The organism is Streptomyces sp. GL_141, assembly GCF_057834385.1.
The window spans coordinates 831,558-849,781 of sequence record NZ_CM174402.1 but is presented as its reverse complement, the minus strand read 5'-3'; the positions used below and the strand labels follow the sequence as shown (position 1 = coordinate 849,781).

The 18,224-nt window shown below is 72.5% G+C and carries 16 protein-coding genes; 8 read left to right on the top strand and 8 right to left on the bottom strand.

Annotated elements, in window-relative coordinates; all coding sequences use genetic code 11:
- Positions 1 to 17: 17 nt before the first annotated feature.
- Both AC3IX6_RS03685 and AC3IX6_RS03680 read left to right on the top strand, forming a co-directional pair.
- A complete protein-coding gene (locus AC3IX6_RS03685; protein ID WP_489368768.1) occupies positions 18 to 878 on the top strand; it encodes an Fpg/Nei family DNA glycosylase in 861 nt (286 codons plus the stop codon).
- A 59-nt stretch (positions 879 to 937) separates the two neighbouring features.
- Complete coding sequence (locus AC3IX6_RS03680; RefSeq protein ID WP_489368767.1) at positions 938 to 1,342, top strand: hypothetical protein; 405 nt, start codon at positions 938 to 940, stop codon at positions 1,340 to 1,342.
- Positions 1,343 to 1,418: 76 nt separating this feature from the next.
- Here the strand turns inward: AC3IX6_RS03680 and AC3IX6_RS03675 are convergent, their stop codons facing one another.
- From AC3IX6_RS03675 to AC3IX6_RS03665, 3 genes are all read right to left on the bottom strand, one after another.
- Complete coding sequence (locus AC3IX6_RS03675; protein ID WP_243341408.1) at positions 1,419 to 1,883, bottom strand: hypothetical protein; 465 nt, start codon at positions 1,881 to 1,883, stop codon at positions 1,419 to 1,421.
- Positions 1,884 to 2,137: 254 nt separating this feature from the next.
- Complete coding sequence (locus AC3IX6_RS03670; protein WP_489368766.1) at positions 2,138 to 2,803, bottom strand: class I SAM-dependent methyltransferase; 666 nt, start codon at positions 2,801 to 2,803, stop codon at positions 2,138 to 2,140.
- Between the two features lie 56 nt (positions 2,804 to 2,859).
- Positions 2,860 to 3,399 carry a sigma-70 family RNA polymerase sigma factor gene (locus tag AC3IX6_RS03665; RefSeq protein ID WP_489368765.1) on the bottom strand — a complete coding sequence of 180 codons (540 nt, stop codon included), beginning with the start codon at positions 3,397 to 3,399 and terminating at the stop codon, positions 2,860 to 2,862.
- Positions 3,400 to 3,709: 310 nt separating this feature from the next.
- On the opposite strand from AC3IX6_RS03665, the gene AC3IX6_RS03660 reads away from it, so the two are divergent.
- On the top strand, positions 3,710 to 4,924 hold the full coding sequence (locus AC3IX6_RS03660) for a CapA family protein (protein ID WP_489368764.1): 1,215 nt from the start codon (positions 3,710 to 3,712) through the stop codon (positions 4,922 to 4,924).
- A gap of 13 nt (positions 4,925 to 4,937) precedes the next feature.
- Here the strand turns inward: AC3IX6_RS03660 and AC3IX6_RS03655 are convergent, their stop codons facing one another.
- Together AC3IX6_RS03655 and AC3IX6_RS03650 are read right to left on the bottom strand one after the other, a co-directional pair.
- Positions 4,938 to 5,654 carry a DUF4328 domain-containing protein gene (locus AC3IX6_RS03655; RefSeq protein ID WP_489368763.1) on the bottom strand — a complete coding sequence of 239 codons (717 nt, stop codon included), beginning with the start codon at positions 5,652 to 5,654 and terminating at the stop codon, positions 4,938 to 4,940.
- Positions 5,655 to 5,789: 135 nt separating this feature from the next.
- The gene (locus AC3IX6_RS03650; RefSeq protein ID WP_489368762.1) at positions 5,790 to 6,251 is read right to left on the bottom strand and encodes a universal stress protein; all 462 of its coding nucleotides are present in this window, start codon (positions 6,249 to 6,251) and stop codon (positions 5,790 to 5,792) included.
- A 61-nt stretch (positions 6,252 to 6,312) separates the two neighbouring features.
- Between AC3IX6_RS03650 and lysX the strand changes: the two genes are divergently transcribed.
- Both lysX and AC3IX6_RS03640 read left to right on the top strand, forming a co-directional pair.
- On the top strand, positions 6,313 to 9,627 hold the full coding sequence (gene lysX / locus AC3IX6_RS03645; RefSeq protein ID WP_489368761.1) for a bifunctional lysylphosphatidylglycerol synthetase/lysine--tRNA ligase LysX: 3,315 nt from the start codon (positions 6,313 to 6,315) through the stop codon (positions 9,625 to 9,627).
- An 88-nt stretch (positions 9,628 to 9,715) separates the two neighbouring features.
- A complete protein-coding gene (locus AC3IX6_RS03640; RefSeq protein WP_489368759.1) occupies positions 9,716 to 10,639 on the top strand; it encodes a polysaccharide deacetylase family protein in 924 nt (307 codons plus the stop codon).
- A 55-nt stretch (positions 10,640 to 10,694) separates the two neighbouring features.
- Here AC3IX6_RS03640 and AC3IX6_RS03635 read toward each other — a convergent pair whose 3' ends face one another.
- The gene (locus AC3IX6_RS03635) at positions 10,695 to 11,384 is read right to left on the bottom strand and encodes a class F sortase (RefSeq protein ID WP_489368757.1); all 690 of its coding nucleotides are present in this window, start codon (positions 11,382 to 11,384) and stop codon (positions 10,695 to 10,697) included.
- Between the two features lie 352 nt (positions 11,385 to 11,736).
- Here AC3IX6_RS03635 and AC3IX6_RS03630 point away from each other — a divergent pair, with 352 nt between their 5' ends.
- Positions 11,737 to 12,252, top strand: a complete 516-nt coding sequence (locus AC3IX6_RS03630; protein WP_407836024.1) for a hypothetical protein — start codon at positions 11,737 to 11,739, stop codon at positions 12,250 to 12,252.
- Positions 12,253 to 12,406: 154 nt separating this feature from the next.
- On the opposite strand, the gene AC3IX6_RS03625 is transcribed toward AC3IX6_RS03630, so the two are convergent.
- Both AC3IX6_RS03625 and AC3IX6_RS03620 read right to left on the bottom strand, forming a co-directional pair.
- Positions 12,407 to 13,027: a hypothetical protein gene (locus AC3IX6_RS03625; RefSeq protein ID WP_489368756.1), complete on the bottom strand. Its 621-nt coding sequence runs from the start codon at positions 13,025 to 13,027 to the stop codon at positions 12,407 to 12,409.
- Positions 13,028 to 13,293: 266 nt separating this feature from the next.
- Positions 13,294 to 14,064 carry a bestrophin-like domain gene (locus tag AC3IX6_RS03620; protein WP_489368754.1) on the bottom strand — a complete coding sequence of 257 codons (771 nt, stop codon included), beginning with the start codon at positions 14,062 to 14,064 and terminating at the stop codon, positions 13,294 to 13,296.
- 1,120 nt (positions 14,065 to 15,184) lie between these two features.
- Between AC3IX6_RS03620 and AC3IX6_RS03615 the strand changes: the two genes are divergently transcribed.
- Both AC3IX6_RS03615 and AC3IX6_RS03610 read left to right on the top strand, forming a co-directional pair.
- Positions 15,185 to 16,015: an SAM-dependent methyltransferase gene (locus AC3IX6_RS03615; protein WP_489368753.1), complete on the top strand. Its 831-nt coding sequence runs from the start codon at positions 15,185 to 15,187 to the stop codon at positions 16,013 to 16,015.
- Positions 16,012 to 18,201, top strand: coding sequence for a putative bifunctional diguanylate cyclase/phosphodiesterase (locus AC3IX6_RS03610; RefSeq protein ID WP_489368751.1), 2,190 nt, complete (start codon positions 16,012 to 16,014; stop codon positions 18,199 to 18,201). Before AC3IX6_RS03615 ends, AC3IX6_RS03610 begins: the two co-directional genes overlap by 4 nt.
- The last annotated feature ends 23 nt before the right edge of the window (positions 18,202 to 18,224 follow it).

The following is an 18,224-nucleotide window of genomic DNA, read 5'->3' as shown; positions in this document are numbered from 1 at the left end:
CACGGCAGGCTGGGGGCATGCCCGAGCTGCCCGAAGTCGAGGCCCTGAGGGAGTTCCTCGACGAACACCTCGCCGGGCGGGTGGTCGAGCGCGTCCTCCCGCTCGCCGTGAGCGTGCTCAAGACGTACGACCCGCCCCTGACCGCGCTCGAAGGGCAGCGGGCCGGGGCCACGGCCCGGTACGGCAAGTTCCTCGCCCTGCGCATCGGCGAACTGCACCTCGTCACCCACCTCGCCCGGGCCGGCTGGCTGCGCTGGATCGACACCGTTCCCGAACGGCCGCCGCGCCCCGGCAAGGGGCCGCTCGCCCTGCGCCTGGTCCTGGAGGGCGGTGGCGGCTTCGACCTCACCGAGGCCGGGACCCAGAAGCGGCTCGCCGTGTACGTGGTCCGCGATCCGCAGGAGGTCCCGGGCATCGCCCGGCTCGGCCCGGACCCGCTCGCCGAGGGTTTCGACCGGGAGGCCTTCGGCGCGCTGCTCGCCGGGGAACGACGGCAGATCAAGGGCGTGTTGCGCGACCAGAGCGTCATCGCGGGGATCGGCAACGCCTACAGCGACGAAATCCTGCACCACGCCAAGGTCTCGCCCTTCAAGCTGGCGGCCTCCTTCGACGAGGCGCAGGCGGACCAGTTGTACGCGGCCGTCGAGGAGACCCTGCGCACGGCCGTCGAGCGGGCCCACGGGGTGGCCGCCGGACGGCTCAAGGCCGAGAAGAAGAGCGGGATGCGGGTCCACGGCCGCGCGGGCGAGCCCTGCCCGGTGTGCGGGGACACCGTCCGTTCGGTCTCCTTCGCCGACTCCTCGCTCCAGTACTGCGCGACCTGCCAGACCGGCGGGAAGCCGCTCGCCGACCGCAGGCTGTCGAAGCTGCTGAAGTAGGCCACCGGGCCCTGCCCGGGAGGGGGCCGGCGGGCCCGGCTCCGGTTAGACTCCGGCCCATGGCCGAGGAGCAGCAGGCGCAGCCGCCCCGGCGGGAGGTCGTCACCGGGGTTCCGCGCGGCAGCCGCAGGAGGCCCCCCGCGCACGCGCCGGCCCGGTCCGAGATCTCCGAGCAGACCACCCTGGGCGCCACCTACGTACGGGCCCTCATGCGCAGCCAGCTGCGCGCCGGACTCGCCGCCCTGGCCGCGCTCGTCCTCCTGGTGGGCCTGCTTCCGCTGCTGTTCCTGATCCCGCGGGTCGCGTCGGGCCCGCTGGTCTGGGTCGTGCTCGGGGTGCTGGTGTACCCGGTGCTGTGGTGCGTCGCCCGTGCGTACGTGATCCGGGCCGAGCGCAACGAGGCCGATTTCACCGGGCTGGTCACCGACCCGACGGAGCCGCCGGGACCGCGCCGGTCGGAGTAGCGGGCCGCAGCGGCGGCCCGGAGCGGCGGCCCGGAGCGGCGGCCCGGGGCAGCACGCCGCCGCGGGCCGCTCGCGCTCAGAACAGGTGCATCGCCAAATGCCCCAGCGGCAGGCCGAGTTGCCATGCCGGGGTCCAGACCCGGGCGTTCTCGTCCAGGCCCGGCGGGGTGTCGGCGTGGCCGTGGCGTCCCGGGTCGAGGTTGGTGGCGAACAGCTCCGTGTGGTCCAGCCAGCGCCAGGCGGCCCGGGCCAGTTCCAGGTCGGGGTCCTCGCCCCGGCCGCGCTCGCGGGCCTCCTCACCCAGTGCGAGGAACCGGGTGTGGACCCAGTCGCGCCAGGGGTGACCGTACGCCGTCAGCGACATCCACTCGTCGAGCTGCGAGACGACCCGGATCCCGGAGAGTTCGCCGGCGGCGTCCGAGAGGTAGATGGTCAGCGCGAGCGTGTCGCGTCCGGCGCGGAACTCCAGCGTGCTGACCGGGATCAGCCGGCCCGTGCGCAGCAGTTCGTCGGCGATGTACTCCGCGTAGAGCCATGCCATGGGCACCGCCAGCCCACCGTCACTGGTGCCGTTCGTACCCTCGGGCTGCACCGTTCCACCTTCTCCCGCATGCGTCGCGTCTTCCCGCCGTCAGCGCCGAGCCTTCCTTGCGCGGCTCGCCGAGCGGGGGATGTTTACTCAACTTGAACGGTCCGTTGCCGGTTTCGATGCGGTTCGTGTCCGCTTCGCGGGCGTTCAGGCCATTCTTTGACGCGTTCGCCGTACCTCGGACCGTGACGATCGGACCGTGACGATCAGATCGTGGCGATCACGGCGTAGCGTTCGTCGGTCACCGCCCGTCCCCACAGGGCCGCGTGGTCTCCGAGGGGCTCCACGCGCAGGGCGCTGACGAGCGGTCGTACGGCGGCGGCGAGTTCGTCGGCGCCGACGCCGCCCGCCCAGGGCAGGGTCTCCGCGCCCGGTACGTACGGCGCCGCGCCCTCCCCGGATTCGCGCCAGCGGCCCTCGACGAGGACGAGGGTGCCGCCGGGACGCAGCCGGGCGCCGATCCAGTCGCCGAGCGCGGCCCCGGGGGCGGGCAGGGTCCACACCAGGTGGCGGGAGAGCAGGACGTCGAACCGCTGGTCGCCGGTGGGCGGTGCGGCGGCGTCGCCGACCAGGAACCGTCCGGTCAGGCCGGCGGCGGCCAGTTTCGCCCGGGCGTGCCCGACCATCCGCGCCGAGAGGTCCACGCCGGTGACCCGGTGTCCGGCTTCGGCGGCCAGCAGGGACAGCGACCCGGTGCCGCAGCCCACGTCGAGGACGTCGAGCGGTCCGGCCGGCAGCCAGGAGCCGAGGAGGCCGGCCCAGGCGTCGCGGGTCTGCGGGGCGTGCAGGCCGTGGTCCGGCTCCTCGTCGAACCGGGACGCGGCCGTGTCCCAATAGGCGGCGATGGCGGCGGTGTTCGTGGAGCGCGGCATCCGCCGAGTCTCGCAGCCGGCACGGACAACGCCCCCGGACACCGGCCTGCCCGTGCTCAGGCGCCGAGTCCGTATCCGTAGCCCTGGAGGCCCTTCCGCAGGGCGCGCAGGGCGTAGTACGTACGGGATTTGACCGTCCCCGCCGGAATGCCGAGCTCGGCCGCGGCCTCGGCCACCGAGCGGTCCTGGAAGTAGACCTGCACCAGCACGTCCCGGTGTTCCGGGCCCAGCGATCCCACGGCCCGCCGTACGTCTATGGCCGTCACCGAGCCCGCCACCGCGTCCCCCGGCGCGGGTGCCTGGTCCAGCCCCTCCGGGTCGACCTCCAGGGGCCTGGACAGGCGCGCCCGCCGGGCGTCGATCGCGAGCCGCCGGGCCACCGTGAACAGCCAGGGCCGCAGGGACTCGTAGGAGCTGCCCAGGACCTCCGGGTGCTGCCAGAGCCGCAGGAGGGTCTCCTGTACGAGGTCCTCCGCGCGCTGCGAGTCCCCGGCCGTGAGGCCCAGCAGGAAACCGAACAGGGCCCGTCCGTGTTCGCGCTGGAGTTCGGCCAGCGCCTCGGGGTCGGTGCGTCGGAGGGTGGGGGCAAGGGGCACGGGAGGCTCCTTCCGGGGGTCGGTGCGGGGGCGGTCGGGGTCGACGGATCCACCCTGACCTGCACCGGGCCGCCCGGGAACCGTCCCGTCCGGACGGTGCGCCCAAGCACCCGGGTCATCCGGTGGGCGGCCGCGCCGGGCGGTGAACGGTCGAACGGCACGCCGAACGGCCATTGGAGTGAGTGAGCGGCCGGCCGACGGAGCCGTTCCTTGACTTCAGGCGTCTCTTTCTATGGATTGACAGAAGATCAGGTAGTCGTACTAATCAAGCAAGCTCGTCGAGCGAGCTCATCAAGGAGAGCCGGGACAGATGACCGCGCGCACCCGCCACGCCCTCGCACTCCTGACCGCCGTCGTGCTGTCGGCCGTAGCCGGATGCTCCGCCGGCGGGGACCCCGCGCCGGCCCGCCTCGCCGGCTCCCCGTCCGCCCAGGCGCCCTCGGGTGCCCCCGGATCGACCACGGCCCCCGCCGCCGGCTCGATGAAGGGGTTCACCCTGGTCGCGAGCGGCGACGTGCTGCCCCACGAGTCGGTGATCCGGCGGGCGGCCTCCGACGCGGACGGCGACGGCCACGACTTCCGGCCGATGTTCTCCGCGGTCAAGCCGATCGTCTCGGCCGCCGACCTGGCGCTCTGTCACATGGAGACCATCTACGGGCCGGACGGCGGCCCGTTCACCGGCTACCCCGCCTTCCAGTCCCCGCCCGAGGTCGCCGACGGCCTCAAGGACGCCGGGTACGACGGCTGTTCCACGGCCTCGAACCACACCCTCGACGGCGGCGGCGCCGGTCTGAAGCGCACCCTCGACCGGTTCGACAAGGTCGGTCTGAAGCACGCGGGTTCGGCCCGTACGGCGGCCGAGGCGGGCACCGTGACGATGTACACCGCGGGCTCCGCGAAGGTCGCGCACCTCGCGTACACGTACGACACCAACGGCTACCCGATGCCCGAGGGCCAGCCCTGGGCGGTCAACCTGATGGAGCAGGAGAAGATCGTCGCGGACTCCCGGGCGGCCCGCACGGCGGGCGCCGACGTGGTCCTCGTCAGCCTCCACTGGGGCACGGAATGGCAGACCGAACCGGACGAGAAGCAGCTCGCGCTCGGCAAGGCGCTGACCGCCTCGCAGACCGGCGGCCGCCCCGACGTGGACATGATCCTCGGCACGCACGCCCACATCCCGCAGGCGTACGAGAAGGTCAACGGGACCTGGATCGTCTACGGCATGGGCGACCAGGTCGCCGGCGAGATGTTCAACTACAGCGGTGCACGGGACCTGCGCGGCAACTACGGTTCCATCGGCCGGTTCACCTTCGCCCCGCCGGCCGCCCCCGGGCAGCGCTGGCAGGTCACCAAGGCCGAGTTCCTCCCGCAGATGATGGACCTCGGAGCGGGCCGGGTCGTGAACCTCCCCGCCGCCCTCGCCCAGTCGCCCGGCCGCGAGGACTACGAGAACGCCCGCGAGGAGATCACCGAGGCCGTCCTCGGCCGCGGCGCGGCCAAGGACGGCCTGACGGAAGCGAAGTAGGGCCGCGGGCGCCTCAGGCCGCGGCGTTCGGTCCCTGGACGGCCTTCACGTGCTGCATGGCGGTGAGCTTGCGCACGAAGACGACGGCCAGCACGGCGGCCACGGCGGTGGTCAGGTCCGCGAGGGCGGCGTAGAGGTCGACGCCGCGGATCTCCTCGGCCGTCGAGGACGCCCGGAGCTTCCACGAGCCGACCAGGCCCAGCACCTGGCCGGCGACGAACACCACCCACCAGGCGACCACCGGGGCGCCCGACACCTGGCGGTAGGAGCCGTCCGGTGCGTACTGCGTGCTGGCGTCCCAGGTCTCCCGAGCCGTCCGGTACGGGAGGAAGACGTTCGCGATCGGGACGAACCAGCCGCCGATGGCCCAGCCGGTGGACTGGCTGAAACCATCGGCCCGGAACACCTGGCCGTTGCAGCGGACCCGGTGGAACCAGGCGATGAAGAGCGCCATGGTGGCCAGGTAGAGCAGGCCCCGGATGAGGCTGGTACCGGCGACGAGGGAGTCGGCGAAGCCGAGGGCTTCCGAGGTGGCGAGGTCGCCGGGGTCGTCGGGCGTGGGAGCGCTGATGAAGTTCTTCATCAGGTTCCAGCTGTACAGGTTGACCCCGGACGTGAAGAGATCGGCGACGGCCCCCACGGACAACAGCACGGTCGTGGCCGTGGCCAGCGACTGCGGGGACTGCAGGACGTGGCCGGCCCGCGACGGACCGGGTGCGTGCAAAGACATGACGAAGTACCCCCCACGGGAACATGTGCGACGTGTGACACGAAAGCGGGCCGCCTCACGGGCGGCCCGAATCGCATGAAGATAGGCCATGCCCGTGCCCGACGTCTACAGAGATCGAGTTGCAGGGGCGAAGGATCAGGGAACGACGGTGACCGGCCAGCGCCCGGCCTTCACCAGGCGGATCGCCACCGAGCCCACGATCCGGTGCCCGGCCTGCTCCGAGGCCCCGACCACCACCGCGTCCGCCGTCAGCTCCTCCGCCGCGCTCACCAGCCCCGCGTACGGATCCCCGCGGAAGGTGTGGAACTGCCAGCGGACGTCGTAGACGCCCTTCAGCCGCTCCGCGGACTCGCGGATCTCGGCCACCAGCCCCTCCGCGATCTCCTCGGTGGCCTCGGACACCGGAGCTCCCAGCGAGGCCCCGGCCGGCATCACCGGCTGGACGTACACCAGCGCCAGCAGCGCGTTCTGGCGCCGGGCCAGCCCCGCCGCGTAGGCGGCCGCGCGGAGCGAGGACTGCGAGCCGTCCACTCCGGCGAGGATCACCTTCGGCCCGTCCGTACCGCGCTCGAATCCCGTACCCGCGTGCTCCGTCACCCTTCCGAGGCTAGACCCGCTCACCGCGCGAAGCCGCGCGGCCCTCCCTACAGTGCGAACCATGAGTGCCACCGTGGAGGAGACGCGCGGGACGCGCGGCAGCCGCAGCCACTTCCTGAACCGGGTGCCCGACGCCTTCGGAGCGTTCTTCGGAACGCTCGGGCTGCTCTGCGCCCTGCTGGCCCTCTCCCCGGCGCTGCGCCGCCTGCTGCGGCCCGTCGTGCGCTTCCTCGACGCCGTCGTCGTGCCGGTCAGCGCCAACCTCGCCTACGCCGTCTTCCTCTTCCTCCTCGCCGCCGCACTCGGCATGCGCAAGAAGATCGCCTGGTGGATCGTCGTCACCTATTTGGCCCTGCTGGTCCTGGTCGACGTACTGACCATCGCCGCCGAGGACTACTGGGTGGGCTTCTCCTCCATGGCCCTCGCGGTCGCCGCCCTCGCGATCCTGATCGCCGCGCGCAAGGAGTTCAACGCCGCCTCCCGGCCGGGGGCCCTGTGGCGGGCCATGCTCGTGCTCGGCCTCGGCCTGCTCGCGGCCGTCTTCCTCGGCTGGGGCCTGGTCGCGCTGTTCCCGGGCACCCTGCCCAAGGGGCAGTGGCTGGACTGGTCCGCCAAGCAGGTCTTCGGCGGGCTGTTCTCGGCCCGGCAGTTCGACGGCCACCCGGCGAGGCCCCTGTACTTCCTGCTCGGCCTCTTTGGCGCCCTCGCCCTGCTGAACGCCGCCGCCACCCTCTTCCGCTCCCAGCGGCTGACCGCCGCCCTGCACGGGGACGAGGAGCCCCGCATCCGGGCGCTGCTGGGCGCCTACGGGCGCAACGACTCCCTCGGCTACTTCGCCACCCGGCGGGACAAGGCCGTCGTGTTCGCCCCGAACGGCAAGGCCGCCGTCACCTACCGGGTCGAGGCCGGCGTCTGCCTCGGCAGCGGCGACCCCGTCGGCGACCCGGCCGCGTGGACCCCCGCCATCGACGCCTGGCTCGCCGTCGCCCGGCGCTACGGCTGGCAGCCCGCTGTCATGGGCGCCTCCGAGGACGGCGCGACCGCCTACGCCCGCTCCGGACTCGGCGCCCTCCAGCTCGGCGACGAGGCCATCCTGCACGTCGCCCACTTCGACCTCGACGGCCGCGACATGCGCGTCACCCGCCAGGCCGTCAACCGCGTCAAGCGCACCGGGGCCAGTACCGTCATCCGCCGCCACTCCGCCCTCTCCGAGGACGAGATGCAGATGATCGTGGACCGGGCCGACAAGTGGCGCGACACGGAGACCGAACGCGGCTTCTCCATGGCCCTGGACCGGCTGGGGGACTCCGCCGACGGGGACTGCCTGCTCGTGGAGGCCTTCGACGACAAGGGCGAGCTGATCGCCCTGCTGTCCTTCGTGCCCTGGGGCAAGGACGGCATCTCCCTCGACCTGATGCGCCGCGACCGGGCCGCCCCCAACGGGGTCATGGAGTTCATGGTCGCCGAGCTCTGCGCGGCCGCCCCGGGCCTGGGCGTGCGCCGCATCTCCCTCAACTTCGCGGTCTTCCGCTCCGCCTTCGAGGAGGGCGGCCGGATCGGTGCGGGTCCCGTCCTCAAGGTGTGGCGCAAGCTGCTGCTCTTCTTCTCCCGCTGGTGGCAGCTGGAGGCGCTGTACCGTTCGAACGTCAAGTACGGCCCCGAGTGGTACCCGCGGTTCCTCTGTTTCCAGGACGCCGGCTCGCTCGCCCGGGTCAGCCTCGCCTCCGGCATCGCCGAGGGGTTCGTCTCCGTGCCGAGCATGCGCACCCTGTGGGGCAACGGCCACCCGCGCGGGCTCACCGCCCCCGCCACCACCGCGGGCCTGCCTCCCATCGAGTCCCTCGGGCTGGAATCCGTAGGGGAGGAGGACGGTGGTGCCGCACGGGCCGAGCGGCAGCCCGAACAGGTCCGGGTCCGGCACGACAAGCTGGAGCGGATCCGGGCCGCCGGCACCGACCCGTACCCCGTCGGCATCCCGCAGCGCACCCACACCGTCGCCGAGCTCAAGGCCGCGCACCCCGGCTACCCGCCCGGCACCCGCACCGGCTCGCCCGTCACCGTCGCCGGACGCGTGATGGTCGTACGCGACCTCGGCGGCGTGGTGTTCGCGGTGCTGCGCGACTGGTCCGGGGACATCCAGCTGATGTTCACCCGGGACGAGGCGGGCGCCGCCGTGCTCGACTCCTTCACCTCCCAGGTGGACTTCGGCGACCACGTGGTCGCGAGCGGCGAGGTCGGAGCCTCCAAGGGCGGCGAACTGTCCGTGGTCGTCGACTCCTGGCAGCTCACCGGCAAGTGCCTGCGCCCGCTGCCCGACAAGCGCAAGGGCCTCGCCGACCCCGAGGCCAAGGTCCGCCAGCGCTACCTCGACCTGGTCGCCAGCCCCGAGGCGCGCGACGTCGTACGGGCCCGCTCCAGCGCCGTGCAGGCCCTGCGGCAGGGACTGCTGGACCGGGGCTACCTGGAGGTCGAGACCCCGATGCTCCAGCAGATCCACGGCGGGGCCAACGCCCGCCCGTTCCGCACCCACATCAACGCCTACGACCTCGACCTGTACCTGCGCATCGCACCCGAGCTGTACCTGAAGCGGCTGTGCGTGGGCGGCATGGAGAAGGTCTTCGAGATGGGCCGCACCTTCCGCAACGAGGGCGTCTCCTACAAGCACAACCCCGAGTTCACGATGCTGGAGGCCTACCAGGCCTTCGCCGACTACGACGTGATGCTCGACCTGACCCGCGAGCTCATCCAGGGCGCCGCCACGGCCGCCTACGGCTCGCCGATCGCGCACAAGGCCGGACCGGACGGAAAGCTCGTCGTCCACGACATCTCCGGACCCTGGCCGGTCAAGACGATGTACGGGGCGATCAGCGAGGCACTGGGCGAGGAGGTCGACGCCGACACCGAGGAGCACGTCCTGCGGCGGCTGTGCGACCGCGCGGCCGTGCCGCACACGCCCGACAACACCCGGGGCGACGTGGTCCTGGAGATGTACGAGCGACTGGTCGAGGAGCGGACCAAGCTGCCCACCTTCTACAAGGACTTCCCGACCGACGTCTCCCCGCTGACCCGGCAGCACCGCAAGGACCCCAGGCTCGCGGAGCGCTGGGACCTGGTGGCCTTCGGCACCGAACTGGGCACCGCCTACTCGGAACTCACCGACCCCGTCGAGCAGCGGCGCAGGCTGACCGCGCAGTCGCTGCTGGCGGCGGGCGGGGATCCGGAGGCGATGGAGCTCGACAACGACTTCCTGGACGCCCTGGAGTACGCGATGCCGCCGACCGGCGGGCTGGGCATCGGCGTCGACCGCCTCGTCATGTTCCTCACGGGTCTGACGATCCGGGAGACGCTGCCGTTCCCGCTGGTGAGGCGGGGGTGACCGGCAGGACTGCTCCGACCGGGTGAGCGGTGGGGGCCGCGTCCGTGCCCCTCGACATCTGCGGCGATGTCGTTGATACGTAGTAGTAATGAAAAATGACGAGCCGACAGTAGGGCGACGCGTGCTCCTGCGCTCCGCCGTCTTCCTCGGAGTCGCCGCCGCCGCCGGGCTGCTGACGGGCGGCGAAACCGATCTGCCGACATCGGGCGCGGGGACCCCCGCCGCGGGCGCCGGCCCCGGGGCGGCACCCGGCGGGGCCGCGGGGCCCGGCCCCCTCACCGGAGCCCCCGGCGGCGTGCCGCAGTTCCCGCGCGGATCCCCGTACCGGCTCGAGCCGATGACCTCCGAAGGGGTCCCGGAGCGCGTGCCCGCGGCGCAGCCCGCCGTACGGACCCGGCCGATCCTGGAACTGCCCGCCGGCGCCCAAGGAGGAAGCGGGTCGGCGAGCGCCATGACCCTCACCTTCGACGACGGCCCCGACCCCCGCTACACCCCGGGCATCCTGGACACCCTCGCGCGCCACGGCGTCCGGGGCATGTTCTTCGTCTGCGGGGAGATGGCGGTGGAGAACCAGGACCTGCTGCGCAGGATGGTGGCCGAGGGACACGTCATCGGCAATCACACCTGGACCCATCCGCAGCTCACCAAGATCAGCAGGCCGGCGATGGCCTCCGAGATCGGCCGCACGAGCGAGGTCGTACAGAAGGCCGTCGGCACCGCTCCGCAGTGGTTCCGGGCGCCCTACGGGGCGTGGAACCGGGCCGCCTTCGAGATCGGCGCGGAGCTCGGCATGGAACCGCTCGCCTGGACCGTGGACACCCTGGACTGGAAGGAGCCGGGCACCACCGCGATCGTGTCGCGGGTCCTCAAGCAGGCCGCGCCCGGGGTGATCGTGCTGAACCACGACGCGGGCGGCAACCGCTCGCAGAGCGTGCAGGCGCTGGCGAGCTACCTGCCGCAACTGCTCGGACGGGGATTCCGGATGACGCTGCCGGAGCTGCCGCCGCGCTGAGGGGCCGGACCCCGTGCGGCGGCGGCACGGTCCGCCGCCGCGCGGGGTGGGCCGGTCAGCGGGCCTCCACCATCCGCGCGAACACGACGACGTTGCCGTCGTAGCCGCGCCCCTTCGAGTAGCCGCCGCCACAGGTGATCACCCGGAGCTCCGGGTGTCCGGTGTCCCCGTACACCCGGGATCCGGGGAAGGTGTTCTTGGAGAAGACCTCCACGCCGTACACCTCGAACACCGCCGTGCGGCCGTCGTAGCGCGCCACCTCGATGCGGCTGCCCTTCTGGACCGAGCCCAGCCCGTAGAAGACCGCGGGGCCCTGCGCGTTGTCCACGTGGCCCACGATCACCGACGAACCCTGCTGGCCGGGCGAGATGCCGTTGAGGTACCAGCCGGCCAGGTTCTTGTCCTGCGGGGGCGGCGCGTCGATCCATCCCTGCGCGTCCAGCCCGACCGTCATCACCGGTGCGTCCACGCTGATCGACGGGATCCGGATGCGCTGGACCGACGAGTGGCCCAGCACCTCCATGTCCGGCGGCGGCACGGGCGGCTCGCCGGGCGCCTGGTGGGCCTCCGGCCCGACCGCCGTCCCGGCCGGTGCGCTCACCGCCGCGGCCGCGGCCGGCTGCGGGGGTCCGTCGCCGGCCTCGGCTCCGTTGCGCATCATGGCGAGGCCGGTGAGCATGACCAGCGCGATCGCACCCCAGGGGGAGCGTCTCCTCGGCGGCCTCTCACTCTCGTCCTCGAGCATGGTTCTCCCTTCCCGACGCGGGGGTCCCGACCCGCGTTCCTGTCCCACCCCTTCACGCCCTACTTCACGCACGCTAAGGCGGTGCGTGCGGGACGGCGATCGGGGAAGGGCGAACGGGTGGTGGGGCCGGAAGGGGTGCGCCCATCCAGGTAATCGTCACATAAATGCCTGACGGGTCGTGACCTGCGGATCCGTCAGCGAACGCGTCCGCGCATCGGCGTGTCGCTCAACCTTGCGGCCCAAAGGCGGAAATGCGCTGGTTGCGGACCGAGCCGAGGGTTCGTGATGGGAGGCGTTCTCGTCGATCTGCCCGGGCCACCGCTCCGGGGCGCTTCCCGCTGGAGGTTCCACCATGCGTGTTCTCCGCGCTCTTACCGTGACCGCGGCGGCCACTTGCGCCGCCATCGCCCTCAGTGCCCCCTTCGCCTCCGCGAACCCCGCGGGCGGTCCGCCCTCGGGAGGAAACGGCGGGCCCAGCAATGTCACGGTCAACCCGTACTCCGTGCACCAGGGCTCCACGATGCAGGTCAGCGCGGCCGGCTGCGGCCACGGCGGCATCGTCTTCTCGCACGGCAACTTTCCGCAGACGAACCTGTCGGCCGGCTCCATCGGCTTCGCGACCGTCCGGATCTTCAACCACGCCTCGCCCGGGCACCACACGCTGTCGGTCAAGTGCCACGACAACAGCCTGGTCGCCACGCACCGCTTCACGATCCTGGACGGCCGCGGCGCACAGGGAGGCCTCGGCGGCTCCCTCGGCCCGTCCACCGCCGAGACCGCCATCGGCGCGAGCCTCGTCGGTGCGGCGGCCCTCGGTGCCGGCGCCCACGTGATGCGCCGCCGGCGCCCGATCCGCGGCCGGGCCTGACCGGCCGACCTCCCCGGTCGGCCCGGACAACCGCCGGTCGCCCCGTGTCCTGGCCAGGACACGGGGCGACCGGCGTTTCCGGAGAGATCGAGCGGGAGGGGGCCCAGCTGGGGGCAGGTTGGGGCAGATGGGGTGCGCCGGCGGTGCCGCGCGGTCAGTGGATGCGGCGGATGTCCCGGCGGCGCAGGGCGTAGCCGAGACCGACCAGCCCGCCGAGGACGAGCCCCGCGCCGGCGCCGAGTTCCAGGGGATCGAGCCCGGCGATGCTGCCGCCGAGGCCTCCGCGGACGCCGAGGGTGGCGGGGCGCGAAGCGCCCGTACCGGTGCCGGCGCTGGTACCCGTACTCGTACCGGCGACCGCGCTCGGGCTCTTGCGGGCACCGACGGTGGAACTGGTCGTGGGCCTGCCGGTGCCGCCGGTGATCGTGAGGTCCGCCGAGCCGGTCTCGCCGGCGCAGGTGAAGGAGACGGAGTACTGGGCTCCGCGCCGCGCGTCCCGGTCCACGGTGACCCGTGCGGTCTTGCCCCGGTCGATGCTCACGGTGTCGAAGACGCCGGAGGAGACGGTGGCGAAGGCGGCGTTGCAGCCGGTGACGGACAGCACCACCTGGCCGCCGGGGGCGACCGTCGAGGGGGCGATGGCGAAACCGAACGAGGTGATGGGCGCGGCCTCGGCCGCGCGCGCGGCGGGCGCGGCCGCCGCGCCGAACATCAGGAGGGCGCCCGCCGCGGCGGCGCCCAACAGGGCTGTGGGGGAGGTGGGTATCGCGCCCATGGTGGAGTCTCCGGATCCCCGAGGAGCAGCCGCGGAACGGTTTCCGCACGTGGGGGGTCGTGCGCCTCGATGTCCGCCACGCTAGGTCCGGGCGCGGTGACCCGCGATCAGGAACGGGCGAATGGGGCATGGCGGTAGGCCGAACCGGGGACGGGAGGCCCGTCCCCGGTTTGCCGCCGCCAGGTCACCGCCGTCGGGTCGCCGGGTCGTCGGGTCGCCGGGTCACCGTCCCGGGGTCGCCGGGCCCGGCCGCGGGCGACGCGGTGTCAGTCGCCCAGGCCCAGATACGGGAACTGGGAGAGGAACGGCTCGGCGGTGGCGGCGATGCCCCGGCCGAAGGGTGCGTCGAAGTCCCAGATGAGGAACAGCAGGAACGCGATCAGTGCGCTGAACAGTCCGGCCAGCAGCAGTTCCCGGAAGGAGCGCCTGATCTGGAGGGTGAAGATCAGCCCCACCGTCACCAGGGCCCCGGCGATCAGGCCGAACCAGACCACCCCGGGCATGGTGGCCCCGGCGCTCTGGCCGCGCGCGTTGCGCGCGTCGTCGACCACGGCGACCTGGTCCACGAGCGGCTGGTAGGCCTGGCCCTCGTGGTCGGTCTGCGGTTCGTAGTCCGTCACATCGCGGCGGATACGTTCCAGCAGCTCCCCACTGCGGTCCGTCAGCTCGCCGTTCTCGGCCATCTCCTTCCATTCGGTGTCGACGACGTAGGTCACGTAGGCGTCGACGTCGGATCTGATCTTCTTGCGCACGTCCGCCGGGTAGACCTCGGAGCGGACGCTGATCTCGTGCAGGGCCTGCGATTCCTGGCGCACGTATTCCTGGGCGGCCCCGCGGCCCTCCCAGACGCCGGCGATCGCCAGGCCCAGCACGATCGCGTAGATGACGCCGATCATCATCGTCATGTACTCGATGACGTCCGGGGTCTCGCTGGGATCGTCGTCCTCACCGATCCGGCGCTGATTGAAGAAGGCGATGGACAGCACCACGGCACACGCCGCGGCCATCGCGAGGGACAGGACGAGCCATTCCGACAAGATGACTCCCAATCGATTACGGGGTGGAATGCGGCGGCTCTAGCGCGGGCGCAGCGCGACGATCGCGAGCACCGCGGGGGCCGCGGTCATCAAGGTGAAGGTCACCGGTGAGATGTGGCGCTCCACCGGCTTGCGGGCCGCCGCGTGGTACGCGGGGCGTGCGACCGGCTTCCTGGGCGCGGCCGCGGGGATCGCCCGGGGCGGCGCCGGCAGTGCGGGGGGCTCGGCGGCGGGTTTCGGAACCGGCCTCGGGGCCGGCTCGGGGGCCGGGGGAGCGGGTGCCGGGCGCGCGGGGGGCGGGGCCGGCTCGGGGGGTTTCGGTACCGGCTTCGGAGCGGGCGGTGGCGGAGGAAGCGGGGGCGGGGGCTTCGGGATGGGCAGGGGCTTCGGGGGTGGCGGGGGCGGGGGCGGGGGCTTCGGGGTGGGCTTGGGCGGGCACGGAGGGGGAGGCGGCGGCGGGCAGGGCGGGTGGCCGTGGTGGCCGCCGTGGCCGTGGCCGTGTCCGTGGCCTTGACCGGGGTTGCCCGGGTTGCCGTGGTTGCCGGGGCCGCCCTGGTTCCCGCGATCACCCCGGCCGCCCCGGTTGCCGTGGTCGCTCTGGCGGCCCTGGTCGCCGTGACGTCCGCCACCTCGGATGCCCCCGGTCGCGCCGCCCGAGGCGGACACGACCTGCCTGACGGCGCTCGCCCCGTCGCCGGCGTCGATCGTCGCGTATGCGCTGCTATCGGCCATGGCCGGTGTCGCGGACAGGGCGGCCCACAGGAGGACCGGGACTGTCAGCAGGCGCCTGGAAGAGGCTCTTTTCACCCGGGGATCATGGGGTCGCGCGCGCTCGCGCGCGGGAAGGTTGACCTTCGTTCGCCTGAACGGGTGAGGCTTTGGCTATGGAGGTTTGAGCCAGATTCGCGTCGTGCGCGATCGGTCACCGACCTTTTCCCAAAAGGTATTTGTCGGTTTCGATCATTCTCCGGGCGTCGACCGTTCGGCCTTTGGCGTGTGACGAAGAACGGATCGCCAATTTCCGCTTTCGCTCGCTCCGTTGGGCAATGATCAGTACATTCGGCTCGGACAGGAGTCCGATCCGTCCGGACCGCTGCAAGACCAAGGCTTGGAGACCCCGATGGAGCGCCCCGCCTGGGCCCCGCAAGGCATCGACATATCGGTGCCGAGCGTGTCCCGCATCTACGATTACTACCTGGGCGGGTCCCACAATTTCGAGGTCGACAGGCAGGCGGCCCGTCGGGCCATGGAATTCATGCCGGGCCTGCCCAAGATCATGCAGGCGAACCGGGCATTCATGCGCCGTGCCGTCCGCTACGCCGTCGCCGAGGGCGTGACGCAGTTCCTCGACATCGGCTCCGGCATCCCCACCTTCGGCAACGTCCATGAGATCGCCCAGGCCGCCAGCCCCGAGGCACGCGTGGTCTACGTCGACCACGACCCGGTGGCCGTCGCCCACAGCCAGGCCGTCCTGGCCGGCACCGAGCGGACCGGGGTCGTCGCCGCCGACCTGCGCAAGCCCCAGGACATCCTGACCGCCCCCGAGGTCGCGCAGGGGCTCGACCTGAGCCGCCCGGTCGCCCTGATGCTGGTCGCCGTCCTGCACTTCCTGGAGGACTCGGACGAGCCCTACGCCGCCGTCGCCCAGCTGTGCGACGCCCTCGCCCCCGGCAGCCTGCTGATCCTCACGCACGCCTCGTACGAGGGGATCCCGCTCTCGGAGGAGGTCGCGAGCGGAACCGTCGGCGTCTACCGCGAGATCCGCAACCCGCTCGTCATGCGGGACGCGGAGCAGATCCGGCGCTTCTTCGACGGCTTCGGCCTGATCGAGCCCGGACTGGTGTCCATGCCCGACTGGCGGCCCGACACCACCGGTGGGCAAGAGGGCGACGCCGTGGACGAAGACCCCTATGCCTTCTCGGGCTTCGCAGGAGTGGGACGCAAGACGTGAGACTGCCGACGCAGACGGCGGACGACCCGGCCGCGCCCCAGGGCGGTCTGGAGGACCGGATCGGGCGGTTCGCGACCATCTGGGGGAGGGCGATCTTCCCGGTCACCGCGACCTCGCTCACCCGCGGCGAGTTCGAACGCCACCTCGTACCGCTCACCCGCACCCTCGTCGAGGCCCTGCGCGCCCGCCCCTTCGACTCCTCCGTCGGCCAGCGGGTCGGGGAGGAGCTCGTCGCGGTCCACTGCACCGACCCGGAGGCCCTGGCCGGCACGCTCGGCGTCGTCGAGTCCTACCTGGTGCTGTACTGCGGCCCGGACGGCCCCGACGCCGAGAGCGTCGAGGGAACCGAGGAGTACCGGTCCCGCTGCGCCCGGCTCCAGCACGGCATCGCGGCCGGATTCGCCCGGGCGCTGCGCGAGCGCACGCTCAAGGAGCAGGAGGCCATCGCCCGTTCCGCGCTGACCGCCCGCATCGACGCCCAGCAGGCGCTGCACGCAAGCGAGGAGCGCTTCCGGGCGGTCTTCGAGGGCGCGGCCATCGGGATCGGCATCGCCGACCTGGAGGGCAACGTCCTGGAGATCAACGACGCGCTGCTGCAGATGTTCGGCGGCATGGACGGGCACGTCCGCGGCCGCAACGTCAGCGAATGGAGCCACCCCGACGACACCCCGCACGTCTGGCGGATGTACGGGGAGCTCGTGCGCGGCGAACGCGAGAGCTACCGCGTCGAGAAGCCGTACTACCGGCACGACGGGACCGTGCTGTGGACCAACCTGACGGTCTCGCTGCTGCGCGACGCCGAGGGCGTCCCGCAGTACCAGCTGGCCCTGATGGAGGACACCACCGAGCGCCGGCTGCTGAACCTGCGCCTGCGCTACGAGGCCACCCACGACGCCCTGACCGGCCTGCCCAACCGGACGCTCTTCTTCGAGCGTCTGGAGAAGGCCCTGAGCGGCTCCGGCGGTTCGCGCTTCGGCCTGTGCTACCTCGATCTCGACGGCTTCAAGGCGGTCAACGACAGCCTCGGCCACTCGGCCGGCGACCGGCTGCTGGTGGAGGTCGCCGACCGCCTGCAGAGCTGTGCGACGGGACCGGGCGAGGTGGTCGCACGGCTCGGCGGCGACGAGTTCGTGGCGCTGACCACCGGCCCCGACACCGAGGAGAAGGCCACCGAACTCGCCGTCCGGATCCTCTCCGCCCTCTCGGTCCCGATCCGGCTGGAAGGCCGCGAGCTGACGGTCCGGGGCAGCATCGGCATCGTCGAGGGCCCGGCCCGCGAGCGCACCCCCGCGGAGGTGCTGCGCAGCGCCGACATCACCATGTACCGGGCCAAGGCGGCCGGCGGCAACCGGTTCGAGTTCGCCGACGCCGCTGCCGACGCGCGCGCCATCACCCGGCACGGACTGACCAACGCCCTCCCGGCAGCGCTGGAACGCGGCGAGTTCTTCATCGAGTACCAGCCGCTGGTCCACATGCACGACGGCAGCGTGCACGGCGCCGAGGCGCTGGTGCGCTGGTCGCACCCGCAGCACGGCGTGCTCGGGCCGGACCGGTTCATCCCGCTCGCCGAACGCACCGGACTGATCGTGCCGCTCGGCCGCTGGGTCCTGGAGGAGTCCGTCCGCCAGGCCCGCGCCTGGCAGCACCAGCAGGGCGGCGCCACCCTGCGGATCAACGTCAACCTGTCACCGACCCAACTGCACCACCCCGGCCTCGTCGCCGACACGATCCGCGTCCTGGAGTCCTCGGGCCTGTCTCCCGGCACGCTGTGCCTGGAGGTCACCGAGTCGGCCCTGATCGGCGCCGACGACGAACTCCTCGAACCGCTGCGCCGGCTCGCCGCCCTGGGCGTGGACATCGCCCTCGACGACTTCGGCACCGGCTACTCGAACCTGGCCAACCTCCGCCGTCTGCCCGTCAGTGTCCTGAAGCTGGACCGCTCCTTCACCAAGGGCATGCAGCAGCACCCGGCCAACCCGGTCGACGTCAAGATCGTGGAGGGCATCGTCGCCCTGGCCCACAGTCTCGAACTCGCCGTCACGGTCGAAGGCGTGGAGACCGGCGCGCAGGCCGCCCAGCTCCGAGCCCTCGGCTGCGATACGGCCCAGGGCTGGTACTACGCCCGCCCGGGCACCGCCGACCGCATCCACACCCTGTCCCTGTCGGACGCGGTACCCACCCTCTGAGCACGGTCCGCGAGCGGGGCCGG